Source organism: Nitrosospira sp. Nsp14 (assembly GCF_900113575.1).
Taxonomy (GTDB): Bacteria; Pseudomonadota; Gammaproteobacteria; order Burkholderiales; family Nitrosomonadaceae; genus Nitrosospira.
The window spans coordinates 59,081-79,658 of sequence record NZ_FOPV01000006.1; the positions used below are offsets into that span (position 1 = coordinate 59,081).

Here is a 20,578-nt window from a genome sequence, read left to right on the forward strand (position 1 = left end):
CAAGCTATGAGCATTCGATCTCATCGATCAGCTTTGTTTCCACCAGTGCCGCCAGGCCAGCGATTGTAGGCGACCGAAAAAAGTCGGCGGGATGCAAGTCGACCGCGAAGCCAGCCCGGACTCTCGAAAGAAGCTGTATGCCCAGCAGGGAATCTCCGCCCAGCTCAAACAAATTATCATCGATACCAATCGCATCCATTCCCAGCAGGGTCTGCCAGACTTCGGCAATTGCTTTTTCCAGATCACTTTCCGGCAATTTAAGAATTGTCTGCAGGGCCGGTCGAGGGTATCTTCCCTGCTTCTCCGCGACAGCAAATGTCAGCGGTTGAGCTACGAGATCATCCTGTGACTGGCTAAGTCTGCTATTCAGTTCGAGCGTTGAAACGATTATTTGAGGTCTTATCACACCGCTTACGATACGCTCGAAAACCTCGGCACCTTCCTGGGGTGCTATGCCCACCCCGGCTGGCATCGCCATGTTTGCTGCCATTCCGACTTCCCGCCAGCCATCCCAGTTGATCGAGATGATCGGAAACGCGGACTCATGAGAAGCGGCGCGAGCGATGGCGTCGAGATAGGCATTCGCAGCACAATAATCGACTTTGCTGAGGCCGCCTGCAATCGCGGCGAGCGACGAGCACAGCAACATGAAGTCCAATCCCTCATCCTTGAATACAGCTTGCAATGCGCGCGTTCCTTGCACCTTCGGCGAAAATATCCGAGCCACCATCGCCTCTGTTTTAGCCGAAATCAGACCACTGCCAACTTCACCCGCAGCATGAATCACGCCATGAATGGGGCCAAAGCGTTTGTGCGCCTCGGCGACAGCCCCTTCCAGTTCCGACGTGATGGCGACATCAGCTTGCACTACCAGCACTTCGGCACCGAGGGCTTCGAGTTGCAGGATTTTTTCTATCTTGCCGCGGGCCGTTGAATCGATGCTGCCGTTATCCGCCAACAGGCTCGACCATTGTTCTCGCGAAGGGATCGGGGAACGTCCCAGCAATACGAGCCTCGCCTTGCAGGTCTTCGCGAGATACTCCGCAAGGGTGAGCCCGACCCCGCCCAATCCTCCGGTAATGAGATAGGCGCCCTCTTGCCTGAGAACGGAGCACTGGGGGGGAGGAAGGCGGACGGGCTCGAAGCACTGAACCCAGCGGTGCGGCCCCCTGTAGGCAACAACGGAGGAAACAGAATCTGCCTGAGATTCCGCCAGTATCTGTTCCACGAGCCTGGCTTCCGTCGCTTCGTTGCGGGACTGAAGTTCGATATCGATGATGCGGCAATCCAGGTACGAATATTCTTGCGGAATGACTTTGCACGGCCCAAGCAACAGGGACTTTTCCGGATAAAGCTGCTCATTTCCCGTAACATCCTCCAGCCCATTGGTAACAACCGTAATTTCCACCTTGATTCTGGAAGGATCGAGTGCCTTATTACTTTCCATCGCTTGCGCAAGATAAAACAGGCTGAAAAAATTCCTCGCCCAGCTCTCCTCCTCAGGCCACTCCCTGATACCTCCGTCGATACTCCACAAATAAAAGATGCGGCCAATGGTTCTCCCGTCATCGCGCAGACTGCCGAGTAACAGGTCATAATCCTGGCGGTGTCCGGGCCGGACAGTATAAAAATCCTCATCCTCTCGCCGGAACGCAAGATCGGGACGTATTACGATTGGTTTAATGCCGTACGTTCTCAAGCGGGCAACCAGGTCGGGTCCGATGTAATGTTCGTCCGTGAAGACGACCACAGATCCGTGTTCTCCAGCAAACGCGTCACGAAGCACGGGACGTTCGCTCCGCCGCCACGAAGGCGCATAAAACCACTCGTCAAGCGACGAAATGGAAAGCCCATGCCCTTCTGCCACACCCTGCACGGCTGTCATCGAATTGCTGGCGTTCCCCGTCTTGGGCTTAACCCAGTAAGACAGGCGTTCGAATGGATATGCAGGCAGTGAAACGCGGTTACGCCGCTCCTCTGCGTAGAAGTATTCCCATTTGATGTTGACACCCTTCAGCCACAATTTCCCTAGGGTAAGAAAAAAATGCTGTAGGGCCATCTGTGTCTTGCCAGGATGGGGCAGGGACGACAATACGACCTGCTCCGGATTCTTGTCCGGATGCCTTTGCGCGAGTGTGGTCAGTGTTTCACCCGGACCGACTTCCAGCAAAATATTGGCTGGTTTACTCAGTAATTCGCTCAGACCCTCACCAAAGCGAACCGTCCCGCGTAAATGCTTTCCCCAGTAATTGGGATCAGTCGCCTCGCTTGGCGTAATCCAGTCGCCGCTGAGGTTTGACAGAAACGGAATTGTTGGCCGGCGGAGGTGAGTTTCTCCCACCATCTCGACGAAAGAAGGCAACAGGGGTTCTGTCATTGCCGAATGGAATGCATGGGAGACATGCAATCGTCGGGCTGTAATACCTTTACCAGTGAGAAGTTTTTCTACAGCTTCGATTGACGCCGGCGTGCCGGACATTACGCATAGTTCAGGTCCATTGACGGCCGCAAGGTCACAGTTGGCGTTGAGATAAGGCGTTATTTCGCCTTCCGGCAACATCACCGCTAGCATCGCGCCCGCTTCCATTCCCTGCAGCAGGCGGCCTCGCATTGAAACCAATTTCAACGCATCCTCAAGGGAAAGCACGCCGGAAAGGCACGCGGCAACGTATTCGCCCACGCTATGACCTATCATCGCGGCCGGTAAAACGCCCCACGACATCCAAAGCTTCGCCAGGGAATACTCAATGATGAAAAGCGCTGGCTGGGTAACTTCCGTTTGCGCGAGGCGCATCGTCGCGGCAGCCCGATTGGCCTCGTCGGTCCCAGGGTAAAGGAGTGCAAGCAAATCGAAATCGAGAAAAGGTTTCGTTATGTCGATACAACGATCGAATTCCTCGCGGAATACGGCTTCGCCCCGATAGAGGTCGCGCGCCATATCGACATGTTGAGCACCTTGTCCGGGAAACATAAACACCACGGAGGGATCTTCAGGGGCGACTTGTCCAGTCAGGAATCGCTGCGGGTCGCGGCTCTTCAAAACAACTATTGCGTCCTCGGTATTACTGCAAAGGGTAATGGCGCGATGGGAAAATCGCCGTCTTCCGATCTGCAGGGTATACGCCGCGTCGGCCAGCGGCGCTCCATGATGAGTCTCCAGGTGACTGCCTAGACGCTCCGTCATTGCCTCGAGCGCATGGCTGCTGCGCGCGGAAAGCATGAGTATCTGCCAATCTCGGGAAGGCCCGGATTGCCTTGCTGGCGGCGCCTCTTCGAGGATTGCGTGGACGTTCGTGCCGCCGATGCCAAACGAACTTACCCCTGCCCGACGCGGCGTGGAACCGTCGGCCCAATGCCTGCCGGTGGCATTCACATAAAACGGACTGTTGGAAAAATCGATCTGGGGGTTAGGTCGTTCAAAATTAAGGCTGGGTGGAAGCATTTGATGCTCCAGCGCCAAGGCAGTCTTGATCAGGCCGGCGACGCCTGCAGCCGCGTCTAGATGACCCACATTGGTCTTGACGGAACCGATGCCACAAAATCCCTGTCGTTGTGTACTTTCCCGGAATGCTTGCGTGAGCGCCTCGATTTCGATGGGATCGCCCATCGTCGTACCAGTGCCATGCGCTTCGACATAGCTGATGGTGTCGGCTGAAATGCCTGAAATTGCCTGTGCCGCCAGAATGACCTCCGCCTGCCCTTCGACGCTTGGCGCTGTATAACCCACCTTGGCTGAGCCATCATTATTGATCGCGGAACCTTTTATGACGGCGTGAATGGTGTCGCCATCCGCCAAGGCATCGGCCAGCCGCTTCAATACCACGATTCCCACTCCGCTCCCGATCACGGTCCCCGCCGCCTGGGCGTCAAAGGCGCGGCAATGGCCGTCCGGCGAGAGGATCGCGCCGGGCTGGTAATGATAGCCGGCGTCATGTAGCAGATTGACCCAGACGCCTCCCGCGAGCGCCATATCGGCCTCGTGGTTGAGCAACCCTCGACAAGCGACGTGGACGGCAGCAAGCGAGGTTGAACAGGCCGTCTGCACAGTGACCGCTGGCCCCCGCAAATTGAGCTTATAGGAGACCGTGGTGGTCATCGAATCCTTGTTATTCCCGTTCATCAGACCTTGCAGAGAGGATATGTCCCGCATGTCAGAGAAGTGCCCACTGGAAAGGAGGTTGAGGATCAGATAAGTGTTTACACCGCAGCCCGCGTAGACGCCAACCAGATCTCGATAAGTCGAGGTGTCATAGCCGGCGTCTTCCAGGGCCTTCCATGCGGTCTCCAGAAAAAGACGGTGTTGAGGATCCATTTCCGCCGCCTCGCGGGGACTGTAGCCGAAAAAAGACGCGTCAAAAAGATCAATCCCGTCCAGCTGCGCGATTGCTTTGACATAAAGCGGATCCGCTAGCTCGCTTGCGGAAGCACCGCGTGCCAGTAAGTCTTCATCGCTCAGCGGAGTAATCGATTCCACGCCATCGCGCAGGTTCCGCCAAAAAGCATCAATATCGCTTGCACCCGGAAAACGTCCAGCCATGCCGACAATGGCAATTTCGATGCCCGAGCTCTCCGGAAACTCGTCTTCGTGTTGCATCAGTGCGTCCTCCCTGCCTTTTGCTTCCGTTGAATAAATGCGCCCCGTTGACGCTCTGCGCGTTCCCGGTGGTGTTGCAGAGGCAGATGTTCTGCCCGTTCCTGCCCCAGGAATTTAGCCAGACTGGCGACCGTACTGTGTTTAAAAAGCTCGATCATCGGTACGCGTGTGTTTAGCCGCTGTTCCAATTTCGATTGCACCTTGATCAATAGGAGCGAATGACCGCCGAGATCAAAAAAATTATTGTGCAGCCCGACGCGGGAAACCTCGAGAACGTCGGCCCAGATCTCGGACACAAGTGTCTCGATGCCGGTGACCGGTGCTTCATAGTCCTGCTCTTTCGGCTGGTCAGGGAGAGGCAGGCGCAGCCGATCCACCTTACCGTTAGGACTGAGCGGCAATACGTCGAGAAAAACGAAAAGACTGGGTAGCATGTAGTCAGGAACAGTCGTGCCAAGTGCAGTCTTAAGCAGCGCGGAATTGAGTAGCACGTCCGCATGCGGCACGATATAGGCAATCAGACGCGTCCCATTTCGGCTTTCCTGCGCGGCCACGACAGCTTCCGATACTCCCTGCTGAGCCAGGAGTTGCGCTTCAATCTCGCCTAATTCCACACGAAAGCCACGTATCTTGATTTGATGATCGAGACGGCCTACATACTCCAGTTGCCCGTCCATATCCCAGCGCACCAGATCACCGGTACGGTAGAGGCGCCCGCCGGTTTGACTGAACGGATCGGCAATAAAACGTTCGCCAGTCAATGCAGGACGGTTGAGGTAGCCACGGGCAAGACCTTGTTCTCCCATGTAGAGCTCTCCGATGACGCCCGGCGGCACTAAATTGAGTTCATCGTCGAGCACGTATGCGCTACGCTTGCCGACAGGCTGGCCAATAGGCACATAATCTCCGGCAATACCGGCCGCCGAACTGCCCACCCAGGCTGTCGGAGTGATGATCGTTTCCGTGGGACCGTAAGCATTCACGAGCCGGACGTTCGGAAATGTCTCCTCTGTTGCCGCCAGATCACCCGTAAACCAGGCTTCTCCGCCGGCGATACATACCCGAACCGAAGCAGCGCTACGGCGCGCGGATGGCAGAAGAAGCCGTAAATAAGCCGGAGGCAAATGCAGTGTTGAAATGCTATGACGGATGATCAGGCTGGTGAAATTGTCGATCGAGAGTTCGCTCGCGGAAGGCACGACAATCGTCGCACCGCTGGATAGCGGCGTCATCCATTGCTCGGCCGCAGCGTCGAAATTCATCGAGAAAAACAAAAGTTCCCGATCTCCTGGCTGAACGTCGTAAATTTGGCGTATCGCCGCCAAATGCATGGCTAGCGGTCCGTGGGCAACCATGACACCCTTGGGTTTTCCTGTCGAGCCAGATGTATAGATGACATAAGCGAGATTGTCGCGATGCAGCGTTATGCGGGGGTTGGTGTCGAGCCCGACCTTCCAGTCGAGCAGATCAAGCTCGAGCACGGGGAGTTCTGGTGAACGCGGAATGCGATCGGTGATATGACCTTGTGACAACAATAGGCTGATGCCGCTGTCGGCTACCATGTAATTCAGCCGCTCCTGCGGGTATTCCGGATCAAGGGGGACGTACGCGCCACCTGCTTTCAGGATCGCCAGAAGACCTACTATCATTTCCATGGAACGTTCGACCGCAATGCCCACCTTGACTTCCGGCTTTACCCCCATGGCTAGGAGCCGGTGCGCCAGGACGTTGGCTCTTCGGTTCAGTTCGGCGTAGGTCAACTGGATGTCAGCGAAAATCAGAGCGATATCCTGAGGTCTTTTTTCCGCACGCTGCTCAACCAACCGGTGTACAAGCGCGGCTGGCGCGGACCCAACCTTGCCGACGCTCCAGCTTTTAAGGAGTGTTTTGTCCCTGTCACAGAGCAGATCAATATCGGCAATCGATTGTTCAGGGCAACTGGCAAGCGTTCGCAACATGCCGACGTAATGCTCGCCCAACCGCTTCATGGTCAAGGAATCGAAGAGTTCAGATGCATAGATAAAGCTGGCGCGCAAGCTGCCATCTGGTGATTCGATTGTTTCCAGCGTCAGCTCGAACTGCGCAGCCTGTTCACCGAGCTCGTAATCCGACACTTTCACGCCGGAAAGCTGGTGTAGCGCCCGATAATCCCTCAACAGGTGGTTGATAGTCACCTGGAATAAGGGGCTGTGACTCAAACTCCTCTCCGGCTGCAGTGCTTCGACCAGCTGTTCAAACGGAAGATCCTGATGCGCTTGCGCATCTATGGCGCCTTCCCGCACCTGGTCCAGGACATCTGCAAGCGACATGCGGCCATGCAATTGGGTACGCAATACCTGCGTATTCACAAAGAAACCTATCAGGCTCGCTGTTTCAACCCGAGTGCGGTTGGCGACGGGCACGCCCACCCGGATATCCCGCTGCCCGGTATGTCGATACAGCAAAGCCTGGAACGCTGCCAGCAACGACATGAATAGCGTTACGCCCTGCTTCTGCGATATCAGGCGAAGTTCGCTGACCAAGTCGGGGGAGAGATCAAAGGAATGACGGGCTGCGTGATAATTTGCAATCGGCTTGCGAGGATTATCGGCGGGTAGCGTCAATACCGGATGAACCATTCCCAGGTAGTTGCGCCAGTACTCGAGCTGCCGGTCTTTCTCACCCGCATCGAGCCAGCGCCGCTGCCATTCGACATAATCGGAATACTGGATAGGCAACGGGTCGAAGTCGATAACTCTTCCTTGAACATATGCCAGATAACGGGCCGAAAGCTCGTCGATTAAAAATTGCATGGACGCCCCATCGGAAACGATATGGTGCATGACCATTACTAGAATATTCTCGTCGCCGGCTATCTGGATCAATGCCACTCTCAGCAGCGGGCCTTGCGTGAGATCGAAGGGAACCGAACAGAACCGCCGCGCCTCTTCGGCTGCTCGTGCTTCCCGCTCCGGCAGCGGCAACTCGCGCAAATCCACGCAGGAAATTTCGAACGGAGACATTGGCTGGATAATCTGCTCGGGAGATCCATCAGCTCCTACGCGAAAGATCGCGCGCAATGCTCCATGCCGTCGGAGGAGACCGTCAAAGGCCGCGCATATCCCCTCGATATTCAATGTTCCATTCAGCCGCAAGGCATGTTGAATATGATATGCAGTGCTCGATCGATCGAGCTGCCAGAGGAACCATTGGCGCTGCTGACCAAATGACAAGGGATATGAGGGCGCTCTGAAGCCTGTCGGGAAAATACGGATATCGGCTTGCCGCCGCAAAGCACCGTTCGCCAGAACGCGCTTGATTTCGCTGGCACACTCACCGACACGAGGATTCTCGAACAGGCTGCGGACTGGAAAATCGATTTCCCAGTAATCGGAGATACGCGCGACAGCCTGTACTGCGGCAAGGGAATTGCCTCCAATCGCAAAGAAGTGGTCCTCGGCCCGCGCGACCGCGCGACTAAGAACAGTTTCCCAGATTCCGGCAAGCGCAATCTCGACTTCATCGGCTAATGCATCCACGGGCTGCGTGTTTTGCGCATTGCCGCCCAGCAAATAGCGGCCGAATTCATAAATTGCATAGGCATCCAACGTACGCTCGTGCCACCCCTGGCGGCAGGCGGCGCGCTGTAACTTACCACTGGAAGTTTTTGGCAACGCGCCCGGGTTAAGTAATACGACCACCGATAGCGGTTCGTGACAGTGGTTGCTCACCGCTTCGCTGAGCGCGTTGACCAGAGTTTCAACGGATACCAGCTTTCGCATACCGCGGGATATTTCCACCGCGATACCGATACCTTCCCCTTGAGGAGCTTCCACCGGAAATGCCGCCACGCGACCCTTGCGCGACGCCTCCACCTCCTCCTCAACCACTTTTTCGATATCCTGAGGATAAATATTCTGCCCGCGAACAATGATGAGATCCTTGCACCTTCCTGCGATGTAGAGCTGCCCCGCATGAACGAAACCGAGGTCACCGGTACGCAGCCACCGATTCCCGTCGCGATGTACAAAAGTTTCTTCCGTTTCCTCGCTACGCTGCCAATACCCTGCAGCAAGGCTGGGCCCGCTGATCCAGATTTCACCAACGCTGCCATCGGACAGTGGAATCAAGGATTCCGGATGGACAATTTCCACGTCGTGATGGGATACAGGGGCTCCGCACGCAACCAGGGGAATTCCCTGCTCCACCACTTCGGCGTGGCTTTGAGCCAGCCTTTCCATGGAAAACTGGTGTGCTTCGACGCCGTCCCCGCGTGTGCCTCCCGTTACAAAAAGCGTGGCTTCAGCCAGCCCGTAGCAGGGATAAATTGCTTGAGCCGCGAGCCCCACCTGCGCAAACCGCTCCATGAAAGCCTGCGTCGTGTCATGGCGGACCGGCTCGGCACCGGAGAAAGCGATACGCCAGCTTGATAGATCGAGTCCCTGCATCTGCCCGTCTCTCACCCGCTCTACGCAGAGCCGAAAAGCAAAATCCGGAGCGCCGCTCACCGTGGCGCGATGACGCGTGATGGCTTCGAGCCAGCGAACAGGCCGTTCAATGAAAAATCGGGGCGTCATCAGCACGGCGGGGATGCCGCGGTGAATAGGCTGCAACAGCCCGCCGATCAGACCCATGTCGTGGTAGAGAGGCAACCAGCTGAGATATATGTCGTCCGGGCTCATCGACATACCCTCTTCAAGTGCCCTCGCATTTGCCATGAGACTGCCGTGACTGACCATTACCCCTTTCGGCGTCGAGGTGGAACCCGATGTATATTGAAGAAATGCAACATCGTCTTTGCGGAGAGGCTTAAGGCGCCATTCGCTACCGTACTCCAACGTCACCGTATCTACGTTCAGGATAGGTACCTGAGAAAATTGCTCCGTAAGCAGGGGGCGGATTTCACCGGTAGTGAGAATACAACCGGGCCTGGCGTCAGATGAGATGGCAAGCAATCTTGCCAGATGTCGCTCGCGCGTTCCTTCAGGCGGGAACACGGGCACAGCGATTACACCGGCATACAGGCACGCAAGGAATCCGATGACATAATGCTCGTCGTTATCCAACAGCAGCAACGCGCGTTCCCCGGGAAGAAAGCGTTCCTGAAGGGCAGCGGCCAGCGCACGGACGTGCTGATCCAACGTTAAATAGTCGAATCTCGTATCCACTGCGGCGCCACTCCCCGACTCCTCCGGGCTTACCACGATCAGGGCGGTATCATGCGGACGCTCCAAGGCAAGCGTCTGCAGATGCACTACCATATCGTCCGGATAATCGCGCTGCGTAATTTGCCGTGATTTCATTGTTACTGACTATTCCCTGTTCGCTATTGTTCACTTACAGCTTGGAAAGAACTGATTAACATAATGAAACTGAGCTGTTATTCGAGTAGCGTGAAGGAACGCTCACGCAAAGTCCCTATTCCCTTATTCGGGCGTTTTACGGCCACCGCTGCTGCGTATCCCTCCGGCGCGTCGATCGGCCAAACCTTTAGTCCCGCCCACTCCGGCTGGTCGTGTATGACTCGATAATCGCTCCCCTCTCCGGGCAGAATAGAAACGGCCTGCAAGTACTCGGAGATTCCCAGTCCAAGGGCTTTCAAGACAGACTCTTTTGCCACCCAATGCTCAACGAAATTGGCTATGCCTGACCCAGAACTTCGTTCCATTGAGGACAGTACATAATGATCAAACATTTTTTCCTCGACTCCCCGATTTCGGCATTCGATATCCACCCCAATTGGCCCGTCCGTGGAAATTGCAATCAATGAAAAAGTGCCCGCATGCGACACATTGAACTCGATGCCCTCTTCATGGCGCAGAAAAGGCTTGCCATATTTATTGGCGACAAAACCTATCTCGTCGGCGGGAGAGGCAAGCCGCTCAGCCAACAGCCGCCGTAGTGCCGCTCGCGTAGCGATTGCGCGTACTCTATCTTCATGCCTGTAAAAATATAAAGCCCGTGCGCGCTCGTCCTTGCTAAGCAGCGAGAAATCCGTACTCGAAATGGGCAGCCTTAAATTAAGCTTGAGCTGCCACACTTCAATACTCGATGGAATAGTTTCAGGCAGAGGCAGGCGCAGCATGCGGGTTATGCGGCAACATGGTGGCATTAGACGTCAGGCGCTTCACAAGGGCCGAAAGGAAGGCCTCTTCGTTCTGGCGAAGAAAAAAATGGCCGCCGTCAAACCAGTCCAGAGAAGTACGCAGGGCCGTTTCCTCCTGCCACGCTTCAAGCCTGGAAGGATGGATTTCATCGTCCCGCCCGCCAAACACATGGAGAGGAAAAGGTAAAGGCGATAGTTTCTGATAGCGGAAGCTAGCGCAAACTCGATAATCGGCACGGAGCAAATTTAACGTCATGGAGAGGAGTTCCGGGCTCTCGAACATTTCGTCCGGCGTTCCATTCTGCTTGCGCAGCTCAGCGACCAGGGAGGCGTCAGTGGTTTTGTCCGCGTACCGTTTCCAGTCCTGTAGAGATGGCGCCACACAAGCCGATACCGCCAATGCTACGGGTAAGGGAGCGCTACCCGTCCGAAGGCCGTGTGCGATTCTATATGCCAATAAGGCACCCATGCTGTGCCCAAAGATTGCGTAGCGCTCAGGAAGCTGAGACCCAAGCTCATTGCATAGAAGCGCAGCCAAAGCGTCCAGATTGCGTTCCGGCGCTTCATGCAAGCGCCGTCCCCGACCCGGCAACTCGACTGGCACGACCTGTATCCATGACGGCAATCGTTTCCGCCAACGCAAATACATAACGGAACTGGCGCCCGCGCATGGCAGGCTGAATAGAGTAAGTGGTACAGGCATTACTGGCTTGCACCCGTCGCCTGCTCATCCATAAAGCGCCGGAGGCTCAGCGGCCGCATGTCTGTCCAGACTTTTTCGATATATTCCAGACATGTTTTCTTGTCGCCAATTATCTGAGTGTCGCGCCACCCGCCGGGTATGGCTTTCCATTCCGGCCAGATCGAATACTGCTCTTCGTGATTGACCAGCACACGGAAAATCCCCTCTTCACGATCAAAACAACTTGTCATCACAAATCCTCGAATAAATGAACCGCGTTACCCTGCCCATTAGGGCGTTTCTTATCCAACTAGACGAATCAGGATGAGGAAATAACAAAGAAAAAAACCTTGCGTGATCGCTAAAAATAACGATAATGCCAATCGTTCTCATTGTTATTACGTCATATCGAATTGGCGCAAATTAAGAGAAAAGAGGCGCAAGCGTTTATCGGAAGGGATCGGATCAGAGATGCAGGTGACGGTCTGCGGAAATAGGTCAGGACGCAATAGGAGGGTCGAGATTCTTCGATTTCGGGAACTAAGAGATCACTGACATAACTTCAAAAATGAAAGGAATTGCCCTGCGCCCCTGCCTTGCGAATTAGTAAATCGTTTTAATAATTTGTGAAGGAGGTGATCCGACGAATAAGAGTGAATCCGCCGTATTGAAGAAACAAACTTTGACAAACTTGTAGTACTCATAGGAGGGAAGTTTTATGAAGTTAAAACTCAAAAGCAATTTTTCCGGGAAAGCCGGCGTTGCAAAGGTAGCCGTTTCGGCATCTTTGTTAGCATCTTCCCTTTTCATCAACCCTGCATACGCGGTCAACTGGAATGAGTCCGGAGATGCCGGACAACTCCTTGCCACAGCACAGGAACCGCTCGGCAACGGCCCATTACGAAATATCTATGGAACCGTGACAAATGGCGCGGACGTTGATCTATACCGGATTTACATTTCCAGTCCTACCACCTTCTCGGCGTCCGTGACTGGCACGTTTGATTCCGGCTTGGCGCTCTTTAATTCAGGCGGCTACGGGATATATGGAAATGACGATGCGCGGCTGGGTGATTCCAATGCCGGCTTACCGGCCGGAGACCCCCGCGGTCCGCAAGCCGTGGGCTGGTACTATCTGGGGGTATTTGATATCAATAGCACCACGCCAACCAGCGGCAATGGCGTCGGGCCGGAAAACTTCATTGCTCCCAATACCGCTGCTCCGTTTACCTCGATTATAACGGCGTCCGGTCCCGGGGGTGCGTCACCTTTGACCGGATGGGCACCACCGCCGGATGCTACCGGTGGTGCAGTTAACGAGGCATACCGCCTCCGGCTGTCGGGAGTTTCCGTGGTTCCTGAACCGGAAACCTACGCTATGCTATTGGCTGGCCTGGGTCTGGTCGGCGCAATGGCGCGCCGAAGAAAAGTATTTGCAGAGCTTTAGGCTTGACAGGGGCCTCGGCCCCTGTTTTTTCGGAAGACTCATCCGTCTGATTTCGACCCATCCGAACGAGGAACCAGACCAGTCAGCATCCACAAATAGGATGCCTCCTCATAGGCTGCCCGATGGGCAGGATCACTTTCCAGCCAATCAAACAATTCCTTTTCCGCGGCACCATTTAATGGTGACTCATGCTCGCGCGTGACCCACTCCACGGCGGCTCGCCATACCCTGTCATCACCATGCGGGTCAGTAAAGTTCACCTTGCGGTGGGCTCGATCCGCAATAAAGGTCTTCCAAATCTCAATTTGATTCACACTCCAATACTATTGCTAACCAAGCAATTGTAGCGGATGCGAACATTTTAGGTAAAAAAAGTCACATGGACCGGAGTGCGGCCCGGCAGTGATCCATGGCGTCATGGATCAGAATATTCACCAGTGACGTTGAAATATTCAACTGGGCGGCGATGGCACAATGAGTATGCCCGTCCAGTCGATGCAGTTCGAAAACGCGTCTCGTCCGTTCCGGAAGCTCGGATAGGGCACGTGCCACCACTGTCAGATTTTGACGGCTGATTGCAGTTGCCTCAGGCGTTGCCATCTGCCCTGGCACCTGAAGCCCTTCTTCCTCGTTCTCAAAGAGCCCTCCTTCGAATGCAGCGCGGCGATGCCGATCGATAGCGAGGTTACGCACGATCTGATATAAATATGCCAAGGGCTGCTTGATGTTCGGCGCGCGTTCCGATTCGGTTACCTTCAGATACGCATCCTGCACCACATCCTCTGCCCTGGCAAGATCGCCGAGAATTTTCAGCGCGGCCCGCCGCAATTGCGCCTGATGAGCAACAAAGACTGTCCCCAAGTCAACAGGCTGCTGGTCCAAGATCATCCTACCCTCCCCATGTGAGTTGAATCAACGATAGATAATAACGAGAATTGTTCTTATTATCATATAACGAATAATCTTGTACAATACAAATATGTGATCGCACAGTCCTTATTTAGCATTTCCTTATTACAAGCTCATGATATAATTGTTTTTTTTAAACTGGTTTATTAACCATGACAAAAATTCATATCACGTAGCGACGGTGTGAATGATTGTTTTATCGATAACTTATCTTGCCATCACCCGTCGAGCCGTTCATGGATGTCTTGTCACGCAATTGTTGTAGACCATTGGCCCGTTCGTCTATATGCATTGGCCCGTGTTAAGCTGGTTGAGATAGAGATGCTTGTTGCCCTTGTTTACACTCAAGCGAACCGGGTCATAGATAAACTTCTCTATCAATAAATAAAGGGGCGGGGGCAAACCTGCTTTTGTCATCTAGTCCGGGGTATGTGGAAGCACCTGCGAAGCAATCCGGACCAGTGACTGAATTCATTTCGAGATCAACGCTCGATCCAGCTGAAACGAATGCCAAGAATACCGAGGCTCGCAATTCTTTCCATGCTGCTCCTGATCGGTGCAAGCGGCTGCAAAGCGCCGCCGGTGCGACACGCGGAGGATGCTGGAGCGGAGATACCCTCTCATTGGACCGGGGCGAATGGGTCTAGCCAACCGACGCCGGAGCAGTGGGTTGAATCATTTGGCGACCCGAATTTAAGCAGCTTGATCCACAGCGGGCTCGCCGATAACTACGATTTGAAGGCTGCGGCAACACGGCTCGACGCGGCCATTGCCCAGGCTCGGATTGATGGGTCCGGTCTATTTCCCCAAATATCGTTCATCGCGGATAATCAACAAGTAAAGGTTCGGGAAGCAGGATTCGGCTCGGCAAGATTCGGCGTATTCGATGCTGTATTCAGCCTCAGTTGGGAGCTGGATGTATGGGGCCGGATCAGGGATGTCAGGCAAGCCGCCTTCGTGGAGTCAAGTGCCGTGGCGTCGGACCTCAACGGTGCTCGGTTATCGCTGGCTGCCAGGATCGCTCAAAGTTATTTTGACTTGGCGGAGGCAAGGCTTCAGTCGAGCGTAGCAGAGCAGTCCGTCAAAGACCGCCGCACGATTGTCCAGCTTGTGCGAGGGCGTTTTGCACGAGGAATAACGAATGCACTTGATTTGCGTTTGGCGCTCACCGACCTTGCTACTGCCGAGGCAGAGCTTGGCGAAGCCCGTAACCAGATACAATTGGTCAACCGCCGGCTTGAGGTGCTGCTCGGCCGTTATCCCGCAGGGGGTTTGACCGAGGCGTCGGCACTGCCCGAGCCGCCTTCCGGGCTACCTGCTGGAATACCATCCGAGCTACTGGCAAGACGACCCGATCTAGTCGCTGCATTTGACCGCCTGCTGGCAGCCGATTCGCGGGTGCAAAGCGTAAGAAAACTCCTGCTGCCCAGGATTGTCTTAACAGCAGCGGGCGGCACGCGCAGCACAGCGTTGACCGACCTCGTCGACCCCCGCTCGCTGGCCTGGAACGTCGTAATAGGCTTGGCCCAACCCTTATTTACCGGTGGGCGCATACGCGGAGAGATCCAGTTGAACGAAGCGCGCGCAGAGGAAGCGCTAAATCTTTACAAAAGTACCGCGCTGAACGCATTTCGTGAAGTGGAGCAGGTACTTGCAGCGGATGAGTGGCTGCGGGAACAAGAAAAAGCGCTGAGGCAGGCGGTCGAGCAAACGGAGGCAAGCCGCAAGCTGGCGATCTATTCCTATCAGCTTGGTATGATTGAAATTCTCACGCTGCTGGACAGTTACCGCAGCACGTTGAACGCACAAAGCGCTCATATTGCTGTGAAACGGCAGTTGTTAAATAATCGCGTCAACCTTTATCTCGCACTGGGGGGCGGCGTTTGACGAAGCGCCTCGTTGAACGACATATGAAGTTTTGTAGCTGGTCGAAGAAGTGGGCTGTGGACGAGACTAGAGAGGAGATTCATTGAAAGAAACGGTAGGAAGAACATGCGAGGCTTAACTGGACGGCACCAATTACCCAGCATGCGCGGAGGTAGGCAGCCCAGGCTGATGACAAAGCGTTTCGGGGGCAATCTGTCCGTTGATTCCCGGGCACCATGCTGAAAAACTTGAAACGCAGAGCCGTGCTGAAAATTATCGCGCCTGTTGTGGTGGTACTGACCGGAATCAGTATTTCCTGGGCTATCGTCGTTCACAAGCCACAGCCAAAGTCAGAATTATTGAATGACGAAGCGCCGCTGGCGCAGGTGGTCCAGGTTGAGCCGCAGACAGTCAAGCTGAATATCCGCTCTCACGGTGTGGTCACGGCGCGAACAGAAATTGACCTGGTGCCAGAAGTCGCGGGCCAGGTCGTTGAGCTGCACCCGAGCCTCGTCGCGGGCGGCTTTTTCAATCGAGGGGATGTATTGATTAAAATAGACCCGCGCAGTTACGACCACGCAATCGCTGAGGCGCAGGCCCGCATTGCCGAGGCGGAGCGGCAAGTAATGATGGAAGAAGCGCAGGCGGAGCAGGCGCGCAACGAATGGCACTCCCTGGGAGAAGGGCAGCCTTCGGCCCTGATCTTGCGCGAGCCTCAATTAGCGGAGGCCCGTGCCAAATTAAAAGCCGCGCAGGCTGACCTTGCGAATGCCCGCCTGCAGCGCAACCGATGCGAATGGCGCGCCCCGTTTGCGGGGCGCGTCAGGGAAAGACATACTGGGCTCGGGCAATATGTTCAACCAGGGGAAAAGCTGGCGCGTATTTATGCCATCGACGTTGCCCAGGTGCGCCTCCCCTTGGCCACCGATCAGTTTACCTATCTTGACCTGCTGCTGGACCAAGGAAACAGTAAAGCGGAAACCGGTCCCAAGGTAATTTTAAGCACGCAGTTTGCCGGGGCATTGCAACGCTGGGAAGGACACATCGTTCGCGCGGAAGGGGCGCTGGACGAAGAAACGGGTCTTCTGCACGCGGTCGCCGAGGTAAACAATCCATATACCGTAAAAGCAGGACAAGCGCCGCTCATGCCCGGGCTGTTCGTAAATGCAGAGATCGTGGGTAGAGATCAATCGGATGTATTTGTCCTGCCGCCCGGAGCGGTAAATCCCTCGCACGAAGTGTTATGGGTCGATGGAGAAGATCGACTTCATATTCGCCATGTGGATATCCTACGTAGCGAGCCTGATCGGGTCCTTATAAAAGGCGGTCTTAACCCTGGAGATCGCGTAGTCGTCTCCGGTATTCAGGTTCCCGTGCAAGGCATGAAGCTCCGGACGCAGATCGTGCCGCTCGGGCTGGCAGCGGAAAATGCGCGAAGGGATACGTCAATGCCTCAACCAGCACTGTGATACCCTTTTTCTCTCCCTGTCACGTCCCCGCGCCAAGCCTCTGTAAGGAAACACCGAGGTGAAGCCCATACTTCCCGCCATGCCGCCCTCCGGCTTGATCGCCTGGTTTGCCTCGAATCCAATCGCCGCCAATCTGCTGATGCTGCTGATCCTCTTGGGTGGCTGCGGCAGCCTGTTGCTGATGGATAAGGAGGTATTCCCCAGATTTACGCCTCACCAAATCGATGTCAGAGCCGTCTATCCAGGGGCGGGCCCCCTCGAAATCGAAGAGTCCGTCTGTATCCGGATCGAGGAGGCAATTTACAATCTTGCCGGTATCAAACGGCTTAAAACCGAAATAATCGAGGGGGAATGCCTCGTCAAGGTCGCTATCCTTCCGGACTATGATCGAAACCAGATGGTGAACGCGGTCCAGGGACGTGTTCAAGCAATACCTCGCCTGCCGAAGGGATTGGAGAGAATCGAAGTTCTTCCCGGACACCGTATCGGAGACGATGGCGTGATTTGGGTCGCGCTGCACGGACCCACCGACCCGCTTACACTCAAGCGCCTGAGCGACCGCATCCAGGGCGACTTATCGCAGATACCCGGTGTTACGCGCGCTCACAACTACTATGACCAGGCCTACGAGATCGCTATTGAGGTTTCGTCTGAACGCCTGCGTCAGTTTCGCATATCGCTAAACGAGGTCACGGAAACTATCAGGCGAGCTTCTATAGATTTACCCGGGGGGGTAATAAAAAACCCGATGGGTGAGCTGCTGCTTCGCGTGAAGGGTAAGGCGCAGGACAGTGTTGCCATCGGAAGCTTGGTGGTGAAAACGAATTCGGACGGCAGCCGGGTACTGCTGCGAGATGTCGCTATAATCAAGGATGGCTTGGAGGAGCGCATTTCGGAATGGCACCACAACGGAGAAACCGCGCAGGGCTGGGAGGTTCACGCGGAGCGAGACACAGTTGAAGTTGCGCGACGCGTCAGAGCGTACGTTTCCGAAATGCAAGCCCAGTTGCCACCCGGAATCGGGCTTATCACCTGGTGGGACGATTCTCAGGCCTACGAGGAACGAATCGGAACCCTGCTTGAGGACGGATTGACCGGCTTCGTGCTCGTCTGCCTGATATTGACGTTGTTTCTCCATTTCAAGGTCGCGATCTGGGCGGGTATCGGAATACTGACCTCGATTTTTGGCGCATTCTGGCTCATGCCAGCGCTGGATGTGTCGCTCAACATGCTATCCCTATTCGGTTTTCTCCTCGCCATGGGTGTGCTCGTCGACGACGCGATCATTATCGGGGAATCCATCTACGCGAAACAGGAAGCCGTAGATGCCTCCGGCTCACCCAAGTCAGAAATCGAGTCCACACCATTATTAACAGCAGGCAGGCGAAAGTTGGCATACCTCGAGGCCGCAATTTCTGGCGCTCGGGAGGTTTCTCTGCCAGTAATTGTTGCCGTCATGATCGTTCTTGTCGCTTTTCTACCCGGTTTGTTCCTGCCGGGCTGGGCCGGCCAAATGATGAAACCGATCTGCCTGGTCATGATCCTGACCTTGGTATTTTCGCTGGTTGAAGCGCTCCTCATTTTACCTTCTCATCTCGCCGCACCCCCAAAGCCGGTTGCGCAAACTCCATTGGCAAAGGTGCGGACTAGCCTGAATCGGGGATTGCGACGCTTTGTCCACCGCGTATATACGCCAGTGCTGGAAAGAGCCCTGGCGTGGCGCTACTTGACTATTGCGATATTTGCGGTAGTCCTGATGCTGGCCGCCGCGCTGGTTGCCGGAGGCTATGTCAGGCTTTCCTTGCAGGCTGACGTAACGAAAGACAGCTTCTGGGTCGCCTTAAAATTACCCAAGGATGTCCCATACAGCGAGACACGTCGCATCGCGGAAAAGGTAGAACGTGCATTGCTGGAAGTTCGGGACCAACTGGATAAGGAAGCCCGAATTCGCGATCCTCATATTAAGCAAAGCGTCATCGTCGGAGTGGAAACGATCATTACGGAACATGAGGCCGGATTCTGGACCGAGTTGTCACCCACGGGACGAAAACATATCGTGGTAGAGGATTTCGTGCGTGAGTGGCGGAAGCGAATTGGAGATATCGGCCGCGCCAAAATCGAATTCCACTATAAAGAGGGAGACCTCCCTTTCGATATGGAATTTGATCTCGGGCATCCCGACCCCGCGGTTTTGTCCCTTGCGGCCGCGCAGTTCAAACAAAAGCTGGCGGGCTATCCTGGCGTGTACGATGTCGTAGATTACGCCGAACCCGGCAAGGCTGAAGTTCGTCTTCGCGTTAAACCAGAGGCCGAACACTTTGGCCTCCGGTTGGAGGATCTAGCCGAACAGATGCGTCATGCATACTACGGCGACGAAGTGCATAGGTTCCAGCGGGGGCGTAATGAGGTAAAAGTAATGGTGCGCCTGCCGCCCAACGAACGGGATTCGCTGCCCGGCCTGTCCAGCCTTCCCATACGGCTCCCCAACGGCGGGCAAGCGCCTTTAGGGACGCTCGCCGAAATCGAACTCGTACCCGGCCAGTCCATGCTCATACGCCAGGACCGGCAACGCATCCTTAAAATTCAAGCACAAATCGATTCCAAGATAACAGACCTCAACGCGCTCCACGCCCGGTTGGCCGCCGAAGAAATCCCGCAGCTCAAGCGGCAATTTCCTGGACTCGACATAAATATCGGTGAGGAACGCCAGGAGCAGGAAGATACCGCCCGTACCCTGATATTCTTGACCGCGATCGCCTTAACGTTAATCTATGCCTTGATCGCGATCCCCTTTGAGTCGTATGTAAAACCGCTCGTCTTTTTATTGGGTGCCCCAGTAGCCTGGGCCGGCGCAGTATGGGCCCATTGGCTGATTGGTCTGCCAATATCAATGGAATCCCTGGTTGGCATGATTGCCGCGAGTGGCGTGGTCGTGAATGACAGCCTCGTGCTTCTGGATTATGTCAAGCAGCGAGAAGGCGCAGCCGATATATCCATGGCAGACCTCATCGTAGAAGCTTGTACTGCGCGGTTCAGACCAATTTTGCTTGCCTTTCTGACCAATTTCGTCGGATTCCTCCCCATTTTGCTCGAGACAAGTGAACAGGCCCAGTTTCTGGTGCCGATGACGTTATCATTAACAGTCGGCCTTTTGATCGGAATGACTGCCAGCCTGATATTGACCCCCGTCTGTTACGGCATAATAGAGAGTCGAAATAACCGCGTCTTGGCCCGCGAACCCGCACAACAATATTGATTGCATTATCCGGTTATCCGCCGAGACTGCCAGCCTGCGCTGCCCCACATATAATAATTATGCACGTGCAAATTTTCGGCTCGCGGTGAAGGAAAATTAACCGGGTTTTTCTCTGGTCGGTAGCAAGCCTCAGCTGGCTTCGGACAAGCCGTACCGGCTGGTTTGATCCAGCCAGCTTTCTAAAAATAATGACAAAGATTATACTGATCGCCTCTTCCATTTGAGCATGCCTCATCCATTTGAGTCGCTCTATTATCGGTTGTCATAATA

General features: G+C 55.0%; 11 protein-coding genes. 4 read left to right on the forward strand and 7 right to left on the reverse strand.

Translation table 11 applies throughout. The features are described from left to right. Positions 1-4 precede the first annotated feature (4 nt). The 5 genes from BM022_RS05395 to BM022_RS05415 all read right to left on the reverse strand — a co-directional run bounded on the left by BM022_RS05395 (position 5) and on the right by BM022_RS05415 (position 11,612). The gene (locus BM022_RS05395) at positions 5-4,594 is read right to left on the reverse strand and encodes a type I polyketide synthase (RefSeq protein ID WP_091137520.1); all 4,590 of its coding nucleotides are present in this window, start codon (positions 4,592-4,594) and stop codon (positions 5-7) included. Further along, positions 4,594-9,876, reverse strand: coding sequence for a non-ribosomal peptide synthetase (locus BM022_RS05400; RefSeq protein ID WP_091137522.1), 5,283 nt, complete (start codon positions 9,874-9,876; stop codon positions 4,594-4,596). The genes BM022_RS05395 and BM022_RS05400 overlap by 1 nt, the downstream gene beginning before the upstream one ends. Before the next feature lie 77 nt (positions 9,877-9,953). After that, entirely contained in the window at positions 9,954-10,658 is a 705-nt protein-coding gene (locus BM022_RS05405) for a 4'-phosphopantetheinyl transferase family protein (protein WP_177191629.1), read from the reverse strand. Then, positions 10,636-11,382 (reverse strand): thioesterase II family protein, encoded by a 747-nt coding sequence (locus BM022_RS05410; protein ID WP_091137525.1) that lies wholly within the window; start codon positions 11,380-11,382, stop codon positions 10,636-10,638. The genes BM022_RS05405 and BM022_RS05410 overlap by 23 nt, the downstream gene beginning before the upstream one ends. Then, positions 11,382-11,612, reverse strand: a complete 231-nt coding sequence (locus tag BM022_RS05415) for an MbtH family protein (protein WP_091137527.1) — start codon at positions 11,610-11,612, stop codon at positions 11,382-11,384. Before BM022_RS05415 ends, BM022_RS05410 begins: the two co-directional genes overlap by 1 nt. Positions 11,613-12,079: 467 nt before the next feature. Here BM022_RS05415 and BM022_RS15920 point away from each other — a divergent pair, with 467 nt between their 5' ends. Further along, on the forward strand, positions 12,080-12,808 hold the full coding sequence (locus tag BM022_RS15920; RefSeq protein ID WP_256208954.1) for a PEPxxWA-CTERM sorting domain-containing protein: 729 nt from the start codon (positions 12,080-12,082) through the stop codon (positions 12,806-12,808). 38 nt (positions 12,809-12,846) lie between these two features. Here the strand turns inward: BM022_RS15920 and BM022_RS05425 are convergent, their stop codons facing one another. After that, on the reverse strand, positions 12,847-13,122 hold the full coding sequence (locus BM022_RS05425; protein WP_218146837.1) for a FecR/PupR family sigma factor regulator: 276 nt from the start codon (positions 13,120-13,122) through the stop codon (positions 12,847-12,849). A 61-nt stretch (positions 13,123-13,183) separates the two neighbouring features. Further along, positions 13,184-13,696, reverse strand: a complete 513-nt coding sequence (locus BM022_RS05430) for an RNA polymerase factor sigma-70 (protein ID WP_091137529.1) — start codon at positions 13,694-13,696, stop codon at positions 13,184-13,186. 528 nt (positions 13,697-14,224) lie between these two features. Between BM022_RS05430 and BM022_RS05435 the strand changes: the two genes are divergently transcribed. From BM022_RS05435 to BM022_RS05445, 3 genes are all read left to right on the forward strand, one after another. Then, complete coding sequence (locus tag BM022_RS05435; RefSeq protein WP_091137530.1) at positions 14,225-15,604, forward strand: efflux transporter outer membrane subunit; 1,380 nt, start codon at positions 14,225-14,227, stop codon at positions 15,602-15,604. A 215-nt stretch (positions 15,605-15,819) separates the two neighbouring features. Continuing rightward, a complete protein-coding gene (locus tag BM022_RS05440) occupies positions 15,820-17,052 on the forward strand; it encodes an efflux RND transporter periplasmic adaptor subunit (protein WP_091137532.1) in 1,233 nt (410 codons plus the stop codon). Between the two features lie 58 nt (positions 17,053-17,110). Further along, positions 17,111-20,308, forward strand: a complete 3,198-nt coding sequence (locus BM022_RS05445; RefSeq protein WP_218146838.1) for an efflux RND transporter permease subunit — start codon at positions 17,111-17,113, stop codon at positions 20,306-20,308. Positions 20,309-20,578 lie beyond the last annotated feature (270 nt).

Bases quoted from the DNA above. Each gene is read 5' to 3' on its own strand.
- BM022_RS05395 (WP_091137520.1), bottom strand. From the start codon at position 4,594: ATGCAACACGAAGACGAGTTTCCGGAGAGCTCGGGCATCGAAATTGCC.
- BM022_RS05400 (WP_091137522.1), bottom strand. From the start codon at position 9,876: ATGAAATCACGGCAAATTACGCAGCGCGATTATCCGGACGATATGGTA.
- BM022_RS05405 (WP_177191629.1), bottom strand. From the start codon at position 10,658: ATGCTGCGCCTGCCTCTGCCTGAAACTATTCCATCGAGTATTGAAGTG.
- BM022_RS05410 (WP_091137525.1), bottom strand. From the start codon at position 11,382: ATGCCTGTACCACTTACTCTATTCAGCCTGCCATGCGCGGGCGCCAGT.
- BM022_RS05415 (WP_091137527.1), bottom strand. From the start codon at position 11,612: ATGACAAGTTGTTTTGATCGTGAAGAGGGGATTTTCCGTGTGCTGGTC.
- BM022_RS15920 (WP_256208954.1), top strand. From the start codon at position 12,080: ATGAAGTTAAAACTCAAAAGCAATTTTTCCGGGAAAGCCGGCGTTGCA.
- BM022_RS05430 (WP_091137529.1), bottom strand. From the start codon at position 13,696: ATGATCTTGGACCAGCAGCCTGTTGACTTGGGGACAGTCTTTGTTGCT.
- BM022_RS05435 (WP_091137530.1), top strand. From the start codon at position 14,225: ATGCCAAGAATACCGAGGCTCGCAATTCTTTCCATGCTGCTCCTGATC.
- BM022_RS05440 (WP_091137532.1), top strand. From the start codon at position 15,820: ATGCTGAAAAACTTGAAACGCAGAGCCGTGCTGAAAATTATCGCGCCT.